This is a genomic window from Candidatus Bathyarchaeota archaeon (genome assembly GCA_026014745.1).
In the GTDB taxonomy this organism is placed as follows: domain Archaea; phylum Thermoproteota; class Bathyarchaeia; order Bathyarchaeales; family Bathycorpusculaceae; genus Bathycorpusculum.
In genome coordinates, this window is sequence record JAOZHS010000001.1 from 1,003,777 (window position 1) to 1,019,733 (window position 15,957).

At 49.0% G+C, this 15,957-nt stretch carries 13 protein-coding genes and 1 riboswitch; of the genes, 7 read left to right on the plus strand and 6 right to left on the minus strand.

What is annotated here, in order from left to right; genetic code table 11:
- Positions 1–237: 237 nt before the first annotated feature.
- Positions 238–1,830, plus strand: coding sequence for a CdvA-like protein (locus NWE92_05365; protein ID MCW4029058.1), 1,593 nt, complete (start codon positions 238–240; stop codon positions 1,828–1,830).
- A 762-nt stretch (positions 1,831–2,592) separates the two neighbouring features.
- Here NWE92_05365 and NWE92_05370 read toward each other — a convergent pair.
- The 3 genes from NWE92_05370 to NWE92_05380 all read right to left on the minus strand — a co-directional run bounded on the left by NWE92_05370 (position 2,593) and on the right by NWE92_05380 (position 6,833).
- On the minus strand, positions 2,593–3,459 hold the full coding sequence (locus NWE92_05370; GenBank protein MCW4029059.1) for a hypothetical protein: 867 nt from the start codon (positions 3,457–3,459) through the stop codon (positions 2,593–2,595).
- A 160-nt stretch (positions 3,460–3,619) separates the two neighbouring features.
- Complete coding sequence (gene nadX / locus NWE92_05375; GenBank protein MCW4029060.1) at positions 3,620–4,354, minus strand: aspartate dehydrogenase; 735 nt, start codon at positions 4,352–4,354, stop codon at positions 3,620–3,622.
- Positions 4,355–4,364: 10 nt separating this feature from the next.
- Positions 4,365–6,833 carry a valine--tRNA ligase gene (locus NWE92_05380; GenBank protein ID MCW4029061.1) on the minus strand — a complete coding sequence of 823 codons (2,469 nt, stop codon included), beginning with the start codon at positions 6,831–6,833 and terminating at the stop codon, positions 4,365–4,367.
- Positions 6,834–6,983: 150 nt separating this feature from the next.
- Between NWE92_05380 and NWE92_05385 the strand changes: the two genes are divergently transcribed.
- From NWE92_05385 to NWE92_05400, 4 genes are all read left to right on the plus strand, one after another.
- Positions 6,984–7,541: a hypothetical protein gene (locus NWE92_05385; GenBank protein ID MCW4029062.1), complete on the plus strand. Its 558-nt coding sequence runs from the start codon at positions 6,984–6,986 to the stop codon at positions 7,539–7,541.
- Positions 7,542–7,722: 181 nt separating this feature from the next.
- Positions 7,723–8,622: an ArsR family transcriptional regulator gene (locus NWE92_05390; protein ID MCW4029063.1), complete on the plus strand. Its 900-nt coding sequence runs from the start codon at positions 7,723–7,725 to the stop codon at positions 8,620–8,622.
- Between the two features lie 57 nt (positions 8,623–8,679).
- Positions 8,680–8,791: riboswitch (TPP riboswitch) on the plus strand.
- Between the two features lie 72 nt (positions 8,792–8,863).
- Positions 8,864–9,343, plus strand: coding sequence for an energy-coupled thiamine transporter ThiT (thiT, locus tag NWE92_05395; protein ID MCW4029064.1), 480 nt, complete (start codon positions 8,864–8,866; stop codon positions 9,341–9,343).
- The gene (locus NWE92_05400; protein ID MCW4029065.1) at positions 9,344–10,345 is read left to right on the plus strand and encodes an AIR synthase-related protein; all 1,002 of its coding nucleotides are present in this window, start codon (positions 9,344–9,346) and stop codon (positions 10,343–10,345) included. It abuts the gene before it with no gap.
- Here the strand turns inward: NWE92_05400 and NWE92_05405 are convergent.
- Positions 10,335–11,213: a RimK family alpha-L-glutamate ligase gene (locus tag NWE92_05405; protein MCW4029066.1), complete on the minus strand. Its 879-nt coding sequence runs from the start codon at positions 11,211–11,213 to the stop codon at positions 10,335–10,337. The genes NWE92_05400 and NWE92_05405 overlap by 11 nt on opposite strands.
- A gap of 118 nt (positions 11,214–11,331) precedes the next feature.
- Positions 11,332–13,299: a cation-translocating P-type ATPase gene (locus tag NWE92_05410; GenBank protein ID MCW4029067.1), complete on the minus strand. Its 1,968-nt coding sequence runs from the start codon at positions 13,297–13,299 to the stop codon at positions 11,332–11,334.
- Positions 13,300–13,419: 120 nt separating this feature from the next.
- Between NWE92_05410 and NWE92_05415 the strand changes: the two genes are divergently transcribed.
- Together NWE92_05415 and NWE92_05420 are read left to right on the plus strand one after the other, a co-directional pair.
- Positions 13,420–13,818, plus strand: coding sequence for a CopG family ribbon-helix-helix protein (locus NWE92_05415; GenBank protein MCW4029068.1), 399 nt, complete (start codon positions 13,420–13,422; stop codon positions 13,816–13,818).
- Between the two features lie 70 nt (positions 13,819–13,888).
- Complete coding sequence (locus tag NWE92_05420; protein ID MCW4029069.1) at positions 13,889–14,722, plus strand: hypothetical protein; 834 nt, start codon at positions 13,889–13,891, stop codon at positions 14,720–14,722.
- A gap of 336 nt (positions 14,723–15,058) precedes the next feature.
- Here NWE92_05420 and NWE92_05425 read toward each other — a convergent pair whose 3' ends face one another.
- On the minus strand, positions 15,059–15,916 hold the full coding sequence (locus tag NWE92_05425) for a trypsin-like peptidase domain-containing protein (GenBank protein ID MCW4029070.1): 858 nt from the start codon (positions 15,914–15,916) through the stop codon (positions 15,059–15,061).
- Between the last annotated feature and the right edge of the window lie 41 nt (positions 15,917–15,957).

Sequence of the window (15,957 nt, forward strand, 5' to 3'; positions counted from 1 at the left end):
GCGGCATAGACAACAAAATAACCTCTCACCAACAATTCCCAAGTTAACATAAACCCCTCACAAAACAGCCCCTAAACTCCAAAATATTGCACTCTAACCATGCAATAACCCCAAATGCATACTCTGGAATTTGACGGTAAAATATCCATTTTTTTACCCCAAAAACCGATTTTATTAGTTACCGATATATGTACATGTTAACAAACGTTATCTCTCATCACGCCGTACCCACCTACGGTGCCTAAAGTGATCTCATGGAAATATACATTTAAACGGTTAAATGAAGAATACGAAATCGCCAAGAAGAAGAAGCAAGCCCTCGACCACCTCTTCGAAACTGGCAAAATTTCACAAACTACCCGCGATTCATTCACCGGTGACATAACCGCGGCAATCGCAGAAATCGAAAAACAACGCCAAGACCTTGCGGAAAAAATGCAGCTGAAAACCGCCGAACTAGAAGGCCAACTAAAAACTCTAGAAACTCTCCTTGCTAACTATGAAATCCAGCATGTCGTCGGAGAAATCGATGAGGAAATTTATCAACGAGAAATCACTCTCCTCACAACAAGTCTTGATACGACCAAAAATGAACTCGGCGTCATAAAACTAGCAGTGGAGCAAATTTTTCCCTCCGCTCAGCCTATCCCCGCTCCAGTTGCACCTGAACCAATCGCAACCGTTGCTGAAACACTCGTAGCAGCGGAACCTGTTGTAGAACAAGCGGCAGCCGAAGTTCCAGTTGAAGCCGCGCCTATTCCAGCCCCAATTTTGGAAACTCCACCTGTTGAGTCTTCTCCAATTGTTGAAACCCCTATTGAGTGTCCAATCGAAACTCCCATTGAAGTAGCCCCAATCGAGGCTCCAGTGGAGCAACCAGTAGTTGAAGCAGCTCCAGCCGAAGTTGCAGCCCCCGTAGAAGTAGCCGCCCCTGTAGAGGAAGTTGCACCCATAGAAGCCCCAGTCATTGAGCCTCAAGTTGAGGTTGTAGTAGTTGAAGCTGCCCCAATCATTGAGGAAGCTCCAATTGAAACTGCACCAGTTGAGGTCGCCCCAGTCATTGAAGCGCCTCCAGTAGTTGAAGCAGCACCCGTTATTGAGGAAACTCCCATAGCTGAAGCTCCCATTGAAGTTGCCCCCGTCGAAGCAGCGGTTGTTGAAGTACCCATCGAGGAAGCAATCGCAGTTGAAGCTCCAGTCATCGAAGAGACCCCTGTAGCAGTGGAAGAAGCCCCAATTGCTCCAGCAGAAACCGAAGTCCCCGTTGCTGAACCAGCAGTAGAAATTTCACTAGAAGAGCCAGCAGTTATCGCTGAACCAGTCGTTGAGGAACCAACCGAACCAACCTTAACAATCGAAGCTCCAATCGAAGAACCCTCAGTTGAAGTCCCAATTGAAGAAGCAACTGTTGAAGTTCCTGTTGAGGATGTTGCGCCAATCGAGGAAGCCCCAGTTGAAATTCCAGTTGTTGAAGAAGTTCCAGTAGTTGAAGCTGCCCCAATCATTGAAGAAGCTCCAGTAATTGAAGCTCCCGCAATCGAGGAAGTTCAGGTTGAAGAATTCGTTCCAGTTGAGGAAACTGCAGAAATCATCGAAGAACCCTCAGTTGAAGTTCCCCTTCAAGCCTTCGAAGTAACAGAGCATGCCCCAGTAGAGACCACACTCGAACAACTTATCCAACCCATGATGGACACAGTTACTGTAGAGGAGTCTCAAACTCAAGCCCACCCTTTAGAAGCGCCTACGCAGGCGCATCTGGAAACAGAACAGGCCGCTCAAGACGAAAACACCGACACAACAGAAACCGACGACTCAGATAGTCGCCAATAAATCCCTAATTCTTCATTTTCTTCCTTTTTGTTTTCATCTTTTTGTTAGGCATCTTTTGGTATGAACTATTATTGTTGCCTTAAGCCATATTTTGCTTTGAGGCAATCATTGCAAAAGTTTTGCCTGTACTTTCTTATCCGTCGCGGCTGAAACATTTTTTTGCATCCGCTACACCTGATAAGTTTATTTTGGTTGGGATCAATGAGTTTTAGCCTTCGCTCTATCTCCGATCTGACGTCAGCATCTCTTTCGCTTTTTAATGCGTCATTTAGTAGTTCTATAGCGAAATCTACGCTTTTATCTCCAAAAAGCTCCTCAAACACATTTCCGATTTTCTTTTTCCCTAAGCATACCTTTACGGGTAGCATGCAAACAAAATTTGTAGGATAACTTTCGGATCGGCTTAAATCAAGAATTGCAAAGCGGTATGTCCGTGATGAGTTGTTGTCCGTTTCTTGTTTGAAAACTTGCAGCTTACACTCCATAAAACCAACACGAAAGAGTGAAAAAACTTGGGGCTGCTAACTAATAGGTATATCTGTGGACGCACCCGCTCTTGTATAGTCAAGTGGCTTTCTCAAAACTTGTCAGCCTATCCAGAAGTGACGCCGTCGCCATAGCCTTAGTAAACCTAAATGTTTTCCTCTTTAATGTAATTGAGACCATTTTTCTTATTTTGAGAAACCGTGCGCTTGGTGTTGAAAACCAAGGGCATAGATGCAATAATAAAAGGTTCAAACTGCTGTAATTTAAAATGCTCTGCTACATGGCTGTTTTGTTGCTAAGCTCTCTTCGTCGCATTATGTCCACACCAACCATTAGACCGATTCCAAAAATCGCCATAGCTATCAAAATGATAATGGGCCAATTTTGAATGGGGGGTCTACTGCTAATTTGTACCTTCGTTGTAGGCGTATCAGTAAAAGGCGTTGAAGAGACGGCAGGTGAAGTGGACGCTGTTGGACTATCTCGGGTCGTACTGCTGCTTAGCTGCGTCATCACAAACTCCGTTGGATAGCTAGCAGAAATTATAGTTGTTGAAATCCCACAAGCGTGGACGACCGTACTTCTGCTTCTTTCCTCACCAAATTCTGGTTGTTCCTTGAAAGAAACTTGGATGTCAAAAGCGTTTGGCCCATACACCATAATATTATATTGACAATCACTATCAACCGCGGGCGGAGAGCCAATTTTCACAATATCATAACGGACCAATTGATCAGGTAGAGTATACGTGAATCTTCCGGGGGGTAACGTAGGCACTGGAGACTTTGTTGGACGAGGCGGATCGTTACCTATTTGTTTCATCGTTATGTTCGTTGGATAACTCTTACAAGATATTGATAGTGAGACGTAATCCATAGTCAAAACCGCACTTTGTTGACCTTTGTCGTAATAGTTAATTTCGATTGGAAAAGGGGGCGGTCCATATACAAAAAGTTGGTAAACCTTACCATCAGCATCAGGATAAATGGGATCCCACGGCGCGTCGGTTGTTTTGATAGTGTAGTTGACTGTGTAATGTGGCAGTATATACTGGAAGTTTTCTTCAATATCCGTATCCCGTGGATATCCGAGAATGTGTTGTGCGGATGCACTTGGCATAAGCAAAGAAGAGCAAACCGCCATCAAGAATACAACAACGCAGGGGAGTAAATTCTTCTTTAACTTAGCCATAGCTATTCTACCAATATCCAAAAGCTTAGTTGCATGTTAAAAGCATATTCGTAAAAAAGTTTTGACCAAAATAAGTCAAGATTTCTTGACTAACCGACAAATGTGAATCGATTTACTTGTCCAGCAGTGTTTGTAGTAGTCTTATGGCTGCCCATGCTGCAAGAGCGCTGGTGTGAGGGTTGTCAGGGTGCGGGTCGTTAGCAAATCGCATGTTCATTTCGCCGAAGCGCCATTTCACATAGATTTCGTGGGTGTTGCGTGTGACTTTGGGGTCGGCTACGACTTTAACTTTTACTTGGACGGGTTTAACTGTTAATGCGAGGGTGGCTGCGACGTTCATTTCTTTTGGGAATTGGCGTGCGGCTTCTTTTGCGTATCCCTCATAGATTGTGGCTTCTTCGGTGAGGGTTTTGCCTAGTGCTTTGGGGTTTTTGCGTGTGGTCAGCGTGATTTCGTCGATGCCTGCGTTGGCTGCCGCCGCGATGGCGTCTAAGCCTCCGATTGCGCCTGCGGGGAAATGCACGTTGGGGCTGTCAACATTTAGCGCCAGCAACGCGCCTGTGCTCATGATGATTATTTGGGCGTTGGATGCAACTAGTTTATCGTAGTAATCACGTACCGCCTGCTGCCCCGCTGCTTCCACAACTACTTTGGGTTTAGCAGCCAGCAACTCGTCTACACTGGAGGCAATTTTAACGCGGAACTGCAGTTCACGTTTGAGTTTTTGGGCTCTCGCGGCGTCGGTGTCAAAAACGACCAGTTCATCACAGACAACCAGCTTGCGCTCGATTGCTTGTGCAAGTACGGTGCCGATGGCGCCGCAACCAATCAAACCAACTTTAACCATGTTTTTCGCCTCAATACTCCGGTTTTATGGTAACTTCGCTTTGCCCCACTTGGCGTCCTTCTGCTTTTTCAGCGACCACTTGGATTTTTTCGATTTTAAGCGTCGCGGCAATGTCTACGCAGCCCGGTTGGATAGCTTTGGCAGTGGCTTCGTCTTTGGCATAGATTGTTAATTGTTTGATGGGGGCGTTTAGGGGGAGTTTCTTTTCGGCTTTGTCGCGGCGGACTTCGCTCATGATGGCGGTGACTAAGTCGCCGTCCCGTTCTGCTGCTTCGTCGATTAGTGCGGGGTTGTATTTGGGCCAAGCGGAGACTTGGATACTTGGGTAGCCTTTGCCGTCTTTGTACATGTACTGGTAAATCTCCTCAGTCATGTGCGGCACCACAGGCGACAACAGTTGAAGCATGCGGTAGAGCACCTCATAGAGGGTGCGTTGTGCTGCTGCGGCGTTGGCTTCTCCGTAGGCTTCGGGGCGGTAGAGGCGGTCTTTGACGGCTTCCACATAGAAGTCGCAGAACACGTGCCAGGTGAAGTTGCGGATGTCTTCCACTGCGATGTTGAATTGGCATTTCTCGAAGGATTCGGTTACTTTTTTGGTGATGTTTTCGGTTTTGCTCAAAATCCACCTGTCGAGAAGTTGATACTCGGGTTGGACTGTGCTTTTAGGGTCATAGTTAGCAAGCAGGTTGCTTGCAAATCCCGAAGCATTCCAAAGCTTAACCAGAAAACGTCTGCCGTATTCGACGTCTTGGACGCGGTAGGGGATGTCTGAGCCTGTTGCTCCTCCGCCTGCTGCCCATTGGCGTACTGCGTCGGCGCCGTTTTTGTTGAGTGTTTCGGGTGCGGCGGCGTAGTTTTTGAGTGATTTGCTCATTTTTCTGCCGTCTGCGCCAAGCACCATGCCGTTTATGAGTACGCTGTTGAAGGGGCGCTCATCGAAAAGCGCAAGGTGGCGAACCATGAGGTAGTATGCCCATGTGCGGATGATGTCGGTGCCTGAGGGGTGCATGCTTGCGGGGAACAGGTGGCGCCAGTCGGGTCGGTCGGGCCAGCCAGCGTGGACGGCACAGGTTATTGAGCTATCCATCCAGGTGTCCATGACGTCTTGTTCGGGTCGGAAGTCTTTGCCGCCGCATTTGGGGCATGCATCGATTCTGGGGCCTTCGAGTTTGGGGTCAATTGGAACCCATTCGGATTTGGCGACGATGACTTCGCCGCAGCCCCTGCAGTACCAAACCGGAATCGGAGTGGCGAATAATCTTTGTCGGCTAATCACCCAGTCCCAGTCTAATGCTTTTGCCCAGTCGATTAGGCGGTTGCGCATGTAATCTGGGTACCAGGGTATGGCGTTAGCGTTTTCCTCAACTTTGGCGGTTAATTCCATGGTTTTCATGAACCACTGCTTAACCTCGAGGATTTCGACGAGCGTTTTGCATCGTTCGCAGACGCCGACTTCATGCTGAATTTTGTCACTCTTCTCAAGTAACCCTGCCGCTTTGAGGTCCTCAACTATGGCTGTTCGGGCTTGATTAACGTAGAGACCCGCGTATTTGCAGCCTGCTTCGCTGATTTGCCCGTTCTGGGTTATTAGGCGGATGACTGGGAGTTTGTGTTTTATGACTGTTTTGACGTCTTCTTTGTCGCCGTAGGTGCAGATTTGCATCGCTCCCGTGCCGAACTTGGGGTCAACGGCTTCGTCGGCTATAATGGTGACTTCCCGATTCATCAGGGGCACAGAGATTTTTCTGCCCACATATTTGCTGTAGCGTTCGTCGTTGGGGTTAACTTCGACGGCGACGCATGCAGGGATGAATTCGGGGCGTGAAGTGGCAATCAAGAGGTAATCTTGGCTGCCTGCAAGGTAGAATTTGATGTAGTGCAGCATACCTTCTTTTTTGATGTGGTCAACTTCAGCGTCAGCTATGGCGGTTTCGTCTCGGGGGCACCAGTTCACAGGGTGCGTGCCTTGGTACATGAAGCCTTTTTGGTAAAGTTGGATGAAACTGAGCTGTGTGCGACGCCAATAATCGGGGTTCATCGTTTTGTACTCTGTTGTCCAGTCGATGGATGCGCCGAGTTTGAGGATGCCATCTTTCATCATGGCAATATACTTCTCGACTAAAGCCATACACATGTTGCGGAATTGGTCGGAGGGCAGGTCGCGTTTGCGGATGTTATTGGCTTTTTCAACTTGGATTTCTATGCCTAAACCGTGGCAGTCCCAGCCCTGTGGGAACAGCACGTTGTAGCCTTGCATGCGTTTGAAGCGGGCTACCATGTCAAAGTAGGTCCAGTTCAAAACGTTGCCCATGTGGAGTTCGCCGCTGGGGTAAGGAGGCGGCGTGTCGATGCTAAATGGCTGGCGGGTTTTGTCGTTCCAGTCGTAGTGGTAGATGCCCATCTCTTCCCATTTGGCTTGCCATTTGGCTTCGATTTCGTTGTGATTGTATTCTTTAGGCAAAGGCTGCATGAATATCATTATCCCTAATTACTGTTACTGCTATTACTGTTTTGACTTTAGCAAGACGAAAATAGCACCTAAAAACATTACCCCACGCAAAAAAGGAAAGCGGTTTTTCGGAGGGTAAAAGCATATTAGTGCTCAAAAAAAATACCTACAGGGATATTAATGGATGGACAAATCGCTGAAGTTACCAAAAAGCCATCTTTGAGGAAACTAAAACAGTTCATTGATAAGGGCGGTTATTCGACTTTGGAAAGAATGGGCGAGGGCAAAACTTCTGAAGAGCGCCAGATTGATGGATGGAAACAACATGGAATAATAACCCTGCTTGTAAAACAGACAGGCATCGCTGAGAGCACCTTGACAATGATAAAGACCCGTTTTCCCACCTCAAAAACTGCGGGATTAGACCTAGTCTGGATTAACAAAGAAAACCTCGAGAAGCTCAACCACGCCAGAGAGAAGTTATTAGTGGCAGAAAAATACCTAGAACGTATCAATAGTATTGTTTCTCGGTCTATAATTGTTGATTCTAACCTGATTAGAATGCAGCAGGTGGTTGCAGGCAAAAGCGCCGATGAAGCCTTCAAAAATGCAGTTAGCGCAGCTATTGCAAATATAGATAAACATCCAATAAGTGAATTAACAGCTAACATCTTGGTTGATTTAAGAAATACTCGCTCTATAATTAGCGATGTTCAATTTAGCGCTAAAACCTTATGATTTATGGATTACTGGGCGTAAATTACCACATCATTATCCCGAGGGTCGTAATGCTTTAACAAGACTCCGTTAGAACCTAAAAACATACTATCCCCGTTATTGCGGCAGCAATTGATAATCCCACAATTATTATCCATTCAAAAGAAAAGCCATTTGGCTGTTTGTTTGATGTAGCGTTTGTTTGCTGATCTGCCCTTTTGGGTTAACCAGCCGCCGCCAAAGCCTCCGAGAAGAAGCTGAACACGCAGTACAGTCCCCTGCCCATGTTGCCAAAAAAGCCTTTTTTTGCATTGACAATTTTCGCAGTCAAAAAACCCTAAATCTGATGACCAACAAAGCATCTCCCATGAGCAGCGACCTATCAAACCTCTACAAAATCCTCAAAGACCCAAATCGCCAAACCATCATCGGCATCCTTCAAGCCAAAGGTGCCGTCTCCTACACGGAGCTACTTGAAGCCAGCGAATCTGGCAGTACGGGGCTACTAAACTACCATCTAAAAGTACTAGGTGACCTTGTGGAGAAAAACGGCGACGGGCAGTACAGGCTAAGTGAGAAAGGCAAAGTCGCCTCTTCAGTGCTGCACAGTTTCCCACCCCAAGCTGAATTAGCACGCAAACGCCGAGCCCAAAAAATTTACTGGTCTCTTTTGGCTGTGGGGCAAATTGTGCTTCTGGCAAGCTTTGTCGTAGTCTACTTTCTGGGTTTAATCGACGTTTTCAGGCTTGTTCAGGCATGCATTGCTTGCGCCGTATTTTTGCCGATGTCGTATTTTGGGTACAAGTCAATGGTTAATCCGCCGCCGTTTGGCTCGGACCGCATGAAACGCCGTATGCGCATCGTTTACCCTTTTGGTGGAGCGATACTGGCTTTTACCTTGGCTTTTCTGGGTGTTGGGCTGGTGCTGGGCACCTTTGCAAGACCGCTTCTTAGGTACTTCTGGACTACCGAGTACTGGGTGTTCATGGTAGTTGTTGCTCCCGCCTTGGGCGCCGCTTTGGGATACTGGGTGGGAAAACGCAACGGGTTTAACAAGCCGAAGTGGGCGGTTTGGATAGACGAAAAAACAGGCTTCTCTTAATTATTGGTTTTAAATGGTATCGTAAAACTAATATCTTCCAAACCTGCATTAAATCAATCTTAGTTCTTGGGGAGCTGGGAAATGACCCGGCTGAGAGGACAGTCCCTTCTGTCGACCCGATGAACCTGAACCAGGTAATACTGGCGGAGGGAAACACATAGTGCAAACAAACAATCCAGACTCTACGTATAAGAAAAATAATTATCAAACCTCTTTTAAAAACCCAAAAGTTTTAGCTGAAATGGCTATCTTCACCGCGTTGGCGACGGCGCTAAGCGCAATCGTTGTTTACGTGATGCCTCAGGGTGGCTCCATCACTTTGGCTTCCATGGTGCCCATCATTTGGTTGGCGCTGCGCAGAGGACCCAAAGTCGGCATAGTCACCGCCTTAATCTATGGCTGCATACAATTCGCAATGCTGCCCTACGCAATAGACCCCGTGCAGGTGCTGCTCGATTATCCCTTAGCGTTTGGCGTTTTGGGACTCGCTGGCTTCTCCCCAAGGCACCCTGCAGTTGGCGCAACCGTGGGCGTCTCTCTGCGGTTTGTCATGAGCTTCATCTCAGGCGCCGTCTACTGGGCACCCATCTATGCCCCAGACGTTAACCCCTACATTTACTCTGCAGTCTATAACGGAAGCTATATGCTGCCCGAGTTGGCTATTACAGTGTTTGTAATTTTGCTCTTACAAGCAAGCAAAACGCTGAAGGTTTATCTCTAAATGGGCAAGCTGTCCGCGGAAGAACTCCAAAAAATGCTCGGATGCATCAAACCCGACCCAAGGGTGATAATTCCGCCCCTGATAGGCTACGATACGGGGGTGCATCGCATAGGCGACCAATATCTTGTGGTAGCCACAGACCCCTGCACAGGCGTCCCCCCTGAGTGGTTCGGCTGGTTACTCATCAACTACGCCGCCTCAGACGTAGCCCTCTCGGGCGCCAAACCCCAATTTTGTACCATAACCCTGCTTGGACCACGCCCCACAGCACCCGAGAAATTTCAAATGCTGATGAAGCAGACTTGCCAAGCCGCAGACGAACTCGATATTGCCATCGTGAGGGGTCACACGGGCATGTATGACAGCCTAAAAGACCTCCTCGGCGTCTGCACTGTATATGGCACCGTGGAACCCAAGCGGCTAATAACTTCTGGTGGAGCCCAACCCGGCGACCTCATCTTGTGCACGAAGCCTTTGGGGTTAGAGACACTCACAAACTTTGCTCTGACCCACACTCAAGTTGCAGAGCGGCTTTTTGGGAAAGAACGTTCCTCTGAGTTTGCGGGGTTGGTTCGGATGCAGAGCTGCGTTAAAGAAGCCCTTGAACTCGCAAAAATAAGCGGGGTTCATGCGATGCATGATGCCACGGAGGGCGGGTTCGTATCGGCACTCAACGAACTGGCTGGGGCATCCAAAGTTGGGTTACGATTAACTTGGACAAACATACCTGTGCCCGTGGAGGTTTCTGCGCTTAAGGTGCATTTTAGTCTCAGCGATGAGCAGGTGTTGGCGTTGTCTTCGACGGGCACCATACTTGGGGCGGTAGCGCCAGAAGCCAAAGCAGCCGTAGTGGCGACCTTGGAAAAGTTGGGGTTACGCGCCAGTTTTATCGGAGAATTCACCCCAAACAAAGAAGAAAGAATCTTGGTCAAGGAAGCCGTGGACTTGGCATTTCCCAACCGAGCCGACGACCCCTACACCATGATGATGGCTACCGCTTAAGTTCTGAGAGCACAAACTTGACGAGTTCATCGCCAATGTTAACTTTAGAGACGACTTGTAGCCCTTTCCAGCCGGGTTGACTATTCACATCCACAATTCGTGGGCCATTTGGTCCTTCCAAGATGTCTACACCTGCAACTTTGCAACCCACTGCCTTTGCGGCTTTGATGGCTATCTCTTCATATTCTTTACTTATCTGCTCGGGCGCTGGGCGGGCTCCTTGGCTGTAGTTGGTTTTCCAGCCTGTGGCTACGCGACGCATGGATGCGATGACTTGGTTGCCTAAGACGAAGGCGCGTATGTCGCTGTGACCGTGTTCAACGAATTCTTGCATGTAAATGACGCCGTGATGGAATGTGATGGCTTTGAAGATGGTGTCGGCGATGTCTATGTCGTTGACGCGTGTGGCTCCTTGTCCGCGGCTGCCAAAGATGGGTTTGACGACTACGTCGCCGCCGAGTTCATGGAATGCCTTGATGGCTTCATTCACGCTTTCCGTGGCGAGGGTGCGGGGGACTGGGACGCCTACGTCTTCGAGCAGGGCAAGGATGTCGTATTTGTCAACGCAGTGCTCAATTGCGGTTGGTGGGTTGACCATGTAGAAGCCTTGGCGTTCCAGCTTGTAGAGCATATCCATGCGAAAAACGAGTTCTTCGAGGCTGCCGCGTCCGATGGGGCGGATAATTAGCGCGTCGAGGTCGTCGATTATGCTTGTTCCGTTAACTTTAAAGTAGGGTCTGTAGGCTATGCGCGCTACGAGGCGTGGGAAGGTGAAGCATTCGTAGGGGATGCCGCGTTTGGTTAGGGCTTCGCGGACCTGCGTGCTGCTCCAAGCTTCGGGGTTACGGGTCATGATGCCGAATTTCATTGAGGTCGGTCCTTGGGTAGAAAGATGCTGAGGGATTAAGCTCTTAAAGTTTCCGTGGCAAAATGCTTGTTAATTCAAACTTCTGGCTTCATGCAAGAATATGATAGCTAAAGTTTGGTCACATCTTAATTTTTTCTAGTCGTAGGGTGTTTAGGAGTAGGAGCATGGTTAAGCCGTCGTCGCCTGAAGCCACCGTAAACCACAGCGGCGTCAACCCCAACATGCCCAAAGCGCCCAACACAAACTTGATGATCAGCGACGCGGCGATGTTTTGTTTGGCGATGACCATGGTTTTTTGGCTTAGCCTGAGCAGATAGGGGATTTGGGCAAGTTCATCTTTGACCAGCACCACATCGGCTGACTCTAAAGCAACATCTACTCCCCGCGCCCCCATGGCAATGCCCACATCAGACGCAGCTAAGGCGGGTGCATCGTTGACTCCGTCGCCCACCATAGCCACCAACCCATCCTTACCCTTCATGTCCTCTATGCATTGCAGCTTATCTTCAGGGAACAAGTCGGCGTGTACGTCATCGATGCCTATTGACTGGGCGGTGTCTTTGGCGATGGCTTCTTTGTCGCCTGTTAGCATGGTGGTTGTGATGTGTTGATGCTTTAGTAGGCGTATTGAGCGTTTGGCGTCTTCTCGGACTTCATCTATCACGCAAACCGCCGCCATAGTCTGCTTCCCAACCGAAATGCAAACCGCCGTATGCATATCTCCCTCTTCAAGCATGAAAGGCTCGTTGCAGTTGCATTCCAACTCCTTCATGAATTCGAGGTTGCCGATGGCTACGTGTTTGTCTTCAACCATGCCCACAATGCCTTTACCGGGGACTTCTACGATGTCGGTGACTTTGACTTTGCTAAGATCTATGCCCCGTTCTACGGCTCGGCGCACGATAGCTTGGGCAATGGGGTGGTTGGAGTATTGGTCAAGGGCAGCCGCGTAGGTTAGGGCTTCGTTTTCTGCACGGGAAATATCCACTCGCCGTACTTCGTGCACGGCTTGGCGTCCCAGTGTGAGGGTGCCTGTTTTGTCAAATACGACCCGTTTTACCTGTGCGAGTTTTTCGATGAAGATGCCGCCTTTGATGATTACGCCCCGTTTGGCTGCGATGGTTATGGCTATGAATATGGTTGCGGGAACCGAGATGATGAATGCGCTGGGGCAGGAAACCACGAGCAGGATAAGGCTGCGGTAGAACCATGTTTGGAAGTCGCCGCCCGCCAGATACGGCATCGCCACCGCAGTAAAAACCGCCAAGGCGATAACGATGGGCACGTAAATCTTTGCAAAGCGATCTACCAGCCGCTCAATGGTGGCTTTGCGTTTCTGCGACTCAATCACCAACTGCACAATCCGCGAAACCAACGTCTCCGTCGATTTCTTGGTGACTTCAACACGTAAAACGCCTGTGCTGTTGAGGGTGCCCGCATAGACGCAGTCGTTAACTCTTTTGGGCACTGGCACCGACTCACCCGTAACCAAAGCTTGGTCTACATGGGAGAAGCCTTCGATGACATTGCCGTCAAGGGGGATACGTTCGCCGGGTCGCACCAAAATCACCGCGCCCGTGCCTACGTCGCTGACGTTGGCGCTTTTTTCTCCGTCTGCGGTTATGATGCGGGCGCGTTCGGGGATAACTTTGCTGATTTTCTCAACGGTGCGTCTGGCGCGGAGTTGTATGTAGCCCTCAAAATATTCTGCGAGACAGTAGAGGAACAACACCGTGGCGGCTTCGAAGCGGTAATCGAGGTAAAGCGCGCCTAGACCCGCGACGGCCATGAGGAATTCGACGCTGAAGCGTTTCTCTATGACGAGTTCTTTTATGCCTACTACGCCGATGTAGATGGCTACCGTTAGGATGGCTATGTAGTAGAGAATTAGCGAGACTGTGGCAGGTGTGTTGAGGAGGGGTAGGGTGAAGCCGAGGGGGACGCCTGCGAAGAAGAGGTCGAGGATGCCGCTTATGATTATGGTGGCGATTAGCCATGCGGCGAAGCCTATGAGTAAGCTTCGGTTTTCTGCCTCTTCGCCTATTATTTGGGTTTCTGTTTGGGGTTTTTCTTCGCAGGTGGTCATGGCTTTTCATGCTTCAAAGGGCAAAAGCGGATATTAAGTTGATGCTAATTTGGCATAGCAAAATATTAATCCACTATTAACTCTAACAACATATGTTAATAATAAATTGGTTGATCACACATGACCGTAATCAGCATAACCCTACCCCCCGAGTTACTCCACAAATTCCAAACCTTCATAGACAACAAAGGCTACTACAGCCGCTCCGAAGCTTTCCGAGATGCCATTCGCGGTTTGCTCGCTGAATCTGAACTCGCCCAAATCCAAACCGAAAAGGTAGCCGCCACCATCATGGTCACCTGCGACTACGAACGCAAAGACGTCGACCTAAAAATGAGTGAATTACGCCACGAATTTGATGACGTTGTTATTGAGAATGTGCACCGCCACATTGGCGAAAAATACTGTCTCGAAATCTTCATAGCGCAAGGCAGCAACAGCCGCATCGCAACTTTGATAAATCGGCTCCGCGGGATGCATGGGATCCAACAGGTAAAATCCCTCTTCATGCTGCTCTAAAAGGGGCACACAGCATAATATTGGGCGGAATCGGCAAAACAATAAAAGGCAACACATCCTACCCAGATGCATGAACCAACCTGTTTCCGTGGTTCTGCTTCTAACGCTTCTGACAGCATCAGTTTTTAGTGGTGGCTTTTTCGGTTCTACATCCGCAAACCCAAGCAGTACGACGCTGCCGTTTTCTATGCCCCTTGAGCACGTCAATTACACCATCACAACCATAGACGGCGCCTTGTGGGCAAAAATCGACGGCGAATACCCCATTAGCATCCACACCAGTCCCGACTGCACCTTTGATGGGACGATGCCGATGGTTTATCCTATGCCGCCAAACACCACTAACATCCACGTCTATCTCGACGGAGCAGAAGTCGATTGGAGCAACTACACAAAGGCCTTTCCCTCAGAGTTACATAAAACCGCCATCGGCGACTGGTGGATGATATATGTACCCCTCACCCTGCCCGAAACCTTTACGCTAACAATCCACTATGAGCATCCCTTAGAAGTCGTTAACAGCACCCGCTACCTCTTCCTATATGACCTAAACATCATAACCTACCTCTCCCCCGAACATCCCGAATCTAGCTGTGTCTACACCGTGCGGTTAGAGGGCAACTTTTCGGATTTAGCAGTCTACACGGCGAAACCTGATAGTGTGCCCAGTCAATGGCAACCCCTCAATTATACCACCACCCAAGATGGCGACATTCAGGTCGTCACCATAATTCAGCATTCTACCTACGAGGAGGCTGTGGGCGCTGGATTGCCCGGTGACATGGTGGTCGAATTCTCAGCCGCTAGCGCTGTGCCAGAATTTCCTGTATGGATCTTGCTGGTGATGTTGTTTGTATCGTTAGCGCTAGGGGTTGGTATGTTTATTTGGAGAAGAAAGGGTTAGTTTTTGTTTAGCAAAACTGCTACTAAAACCCGCCGACCACTAAACAGCTTGGGCGGAGCTTAGCGGGTCTGTTTGTGACCTGGTGCCAATCCCATGGCTCTTTTTTTGGGGGTAGCCGGTAGCTCATATTCAAAAAGCGGCGTCTTTTTCATGACACGCACCTTCTCCATCAAGGCATGCGTTGGTTGGGTTTAAAACATTTATGGCAACTCATAGCTTTTTGATATGAATAACAATTCAAAAACCCCTATACAGGCTGTACACTATGCGTAGTGTGGTTTGGGGAGCAAAAGGTGTTGTTGTCAAAGAAAAGGCGGGGAAAAGGCCCCGTCAGGTTTATGCGAGTATGTCTTGTACTACGCTAAGGATGGTGTCTGAGGGTACTGCGAAGCCTAAGCCGTCTGAGTTGCTAACGATTGCTGTGGTTATGCCGATTACTTTTCCGTTGTAGGTCATGAGAGGTCCGCCGCTGTTGCCTGAGTTGATGGGTGCGCTGGTCTGTATGAGTCCTGTCATTTCGTAGCTGCCGCTTGTTTCGGTGACGGTTATGGTTCGGTCAAGTGCGCTGATGATGCCGCTGGTCATGGTTCCAGTTAATCCATATGGGCTGCCTAAGGCTACGACTGCGTCGCCTACACTAAGCGTATCGGATGATATGATGTCGAGGGGGTAGTACTCGCTGGTCGGGGCGTCTGCTTTTAGCACTGCGATGTCGGTGGATGCGTCGGCTCCCAGTAGTGTGGCGGTGTAGCTGTTTCCGTCTGCGAAGGTTACGGTTATGGTGGATGCGTCTTCGATGACGTGGTTGTTGGTTATGATGACCATTTCGCCGTTGTATTGGTAGACAAATCCCGAGCCCTGCGCTGAAGATGTGGTTGATGTTTGTCGCATCCAAGGCATGTTTGAGTATTGGACGATGGTGCATTCGATTGTGACTACAGAGTTTTCTACGGCGTCATAGAGGTTCGAGAGTGAGGTTTCTGATGCGACGGTGGTTACGTCGCCGCTGTACTGGCTGGTCTGCACGGTGGACTGTAAACTGGCGATTTGACTTTGAAGTGAAGAGACTTGTTCGTTGAGGCTGTAGATGCCTGCTGCGCCGACTAGGCTTACTGTTAGTAGCACTGCGACGATGACTGCGGGGAATACGTTTCTGGGCTTTGCTTTCTCGGTGGGAGGTTGAGTTGTTTCCATCTTTGTCACTTCCGCGTTTGTTCCTTTTCAAAAACCCAAGG

Coding starts and splice junctions, on each gene's coding strand:
- thiT (MCW4029064.1), top strand. CDS start 8,864: ATGGCTATCTTCACCGCGTTGGCGACGGCGCTAAGCGCAATCGTTGTT.
- NWE92_05410 (MCW4029067.1), bottom strand. CDS start 13,299: ATGACCACCTGCGAAGAAAAACCCCAAACAGAAACCCAAATAATAGGC.
- NWE92_05405 (MCW4029066.1), bottom strand. CDS start 11,213: ATGAAATTCGGCATCATGACCCGTAACCCCGAAGCTTGGAGCAGCACG.
- NWE92_05425 (MCW4029070.1), bottom strand. CDS start 15,916: ATGGAAACAACTCAACCTCCCACCGAGAAAGCAAAGCCCAGAAACGTA.
- NWE92_05420 (MCW4029069.1), top strand. CDS start 13,889: ATGAACCAACCTGTTTCCGTGGTTCTGCTTCTAACGCTTCTGACAGCA.
- NWE92_05385 (MCW4029062.1), top strand. CDS start 6,984: ATGGATGGACAAATCGCTGAAGTTACCAAAAAGCCATCTTTGAGGAAA.
- NWE92_05370 (MCW4029059.1), bottom strand. CDS start 3,459: ATGGCGGTTTGCTCTTCTTTGCTTATGCCAAGTGCATCCGCACAACAC.
- NWE92_05400 (MCW4029065.1), top strand. CDS start 9,344: ATGGGCAAGCTGTCCGCGGAAGAACTCCAAAAAATGCTCGGATGCATC.
- NWE92_05380 (MCW4029061.1), bottom strand. CDS start 6,833: ATGATATTCATGCAGCCTTTGCCTAAAGAATACAATCACAACGAAATC.
- NWE92_05415 (MCW4029068.1), top strand. CDS start 13,420: ATGACCGTAATCAGCATAACCCTACCCCCCGAGTTACTCCACAAATTC.
- nadX (MCW4029060.1), bottom strand. CDS start 4,354: ATGGTTAAAGTTGGTTTGATTGGTTGCGGCGCCATCGGCACCGTACTT.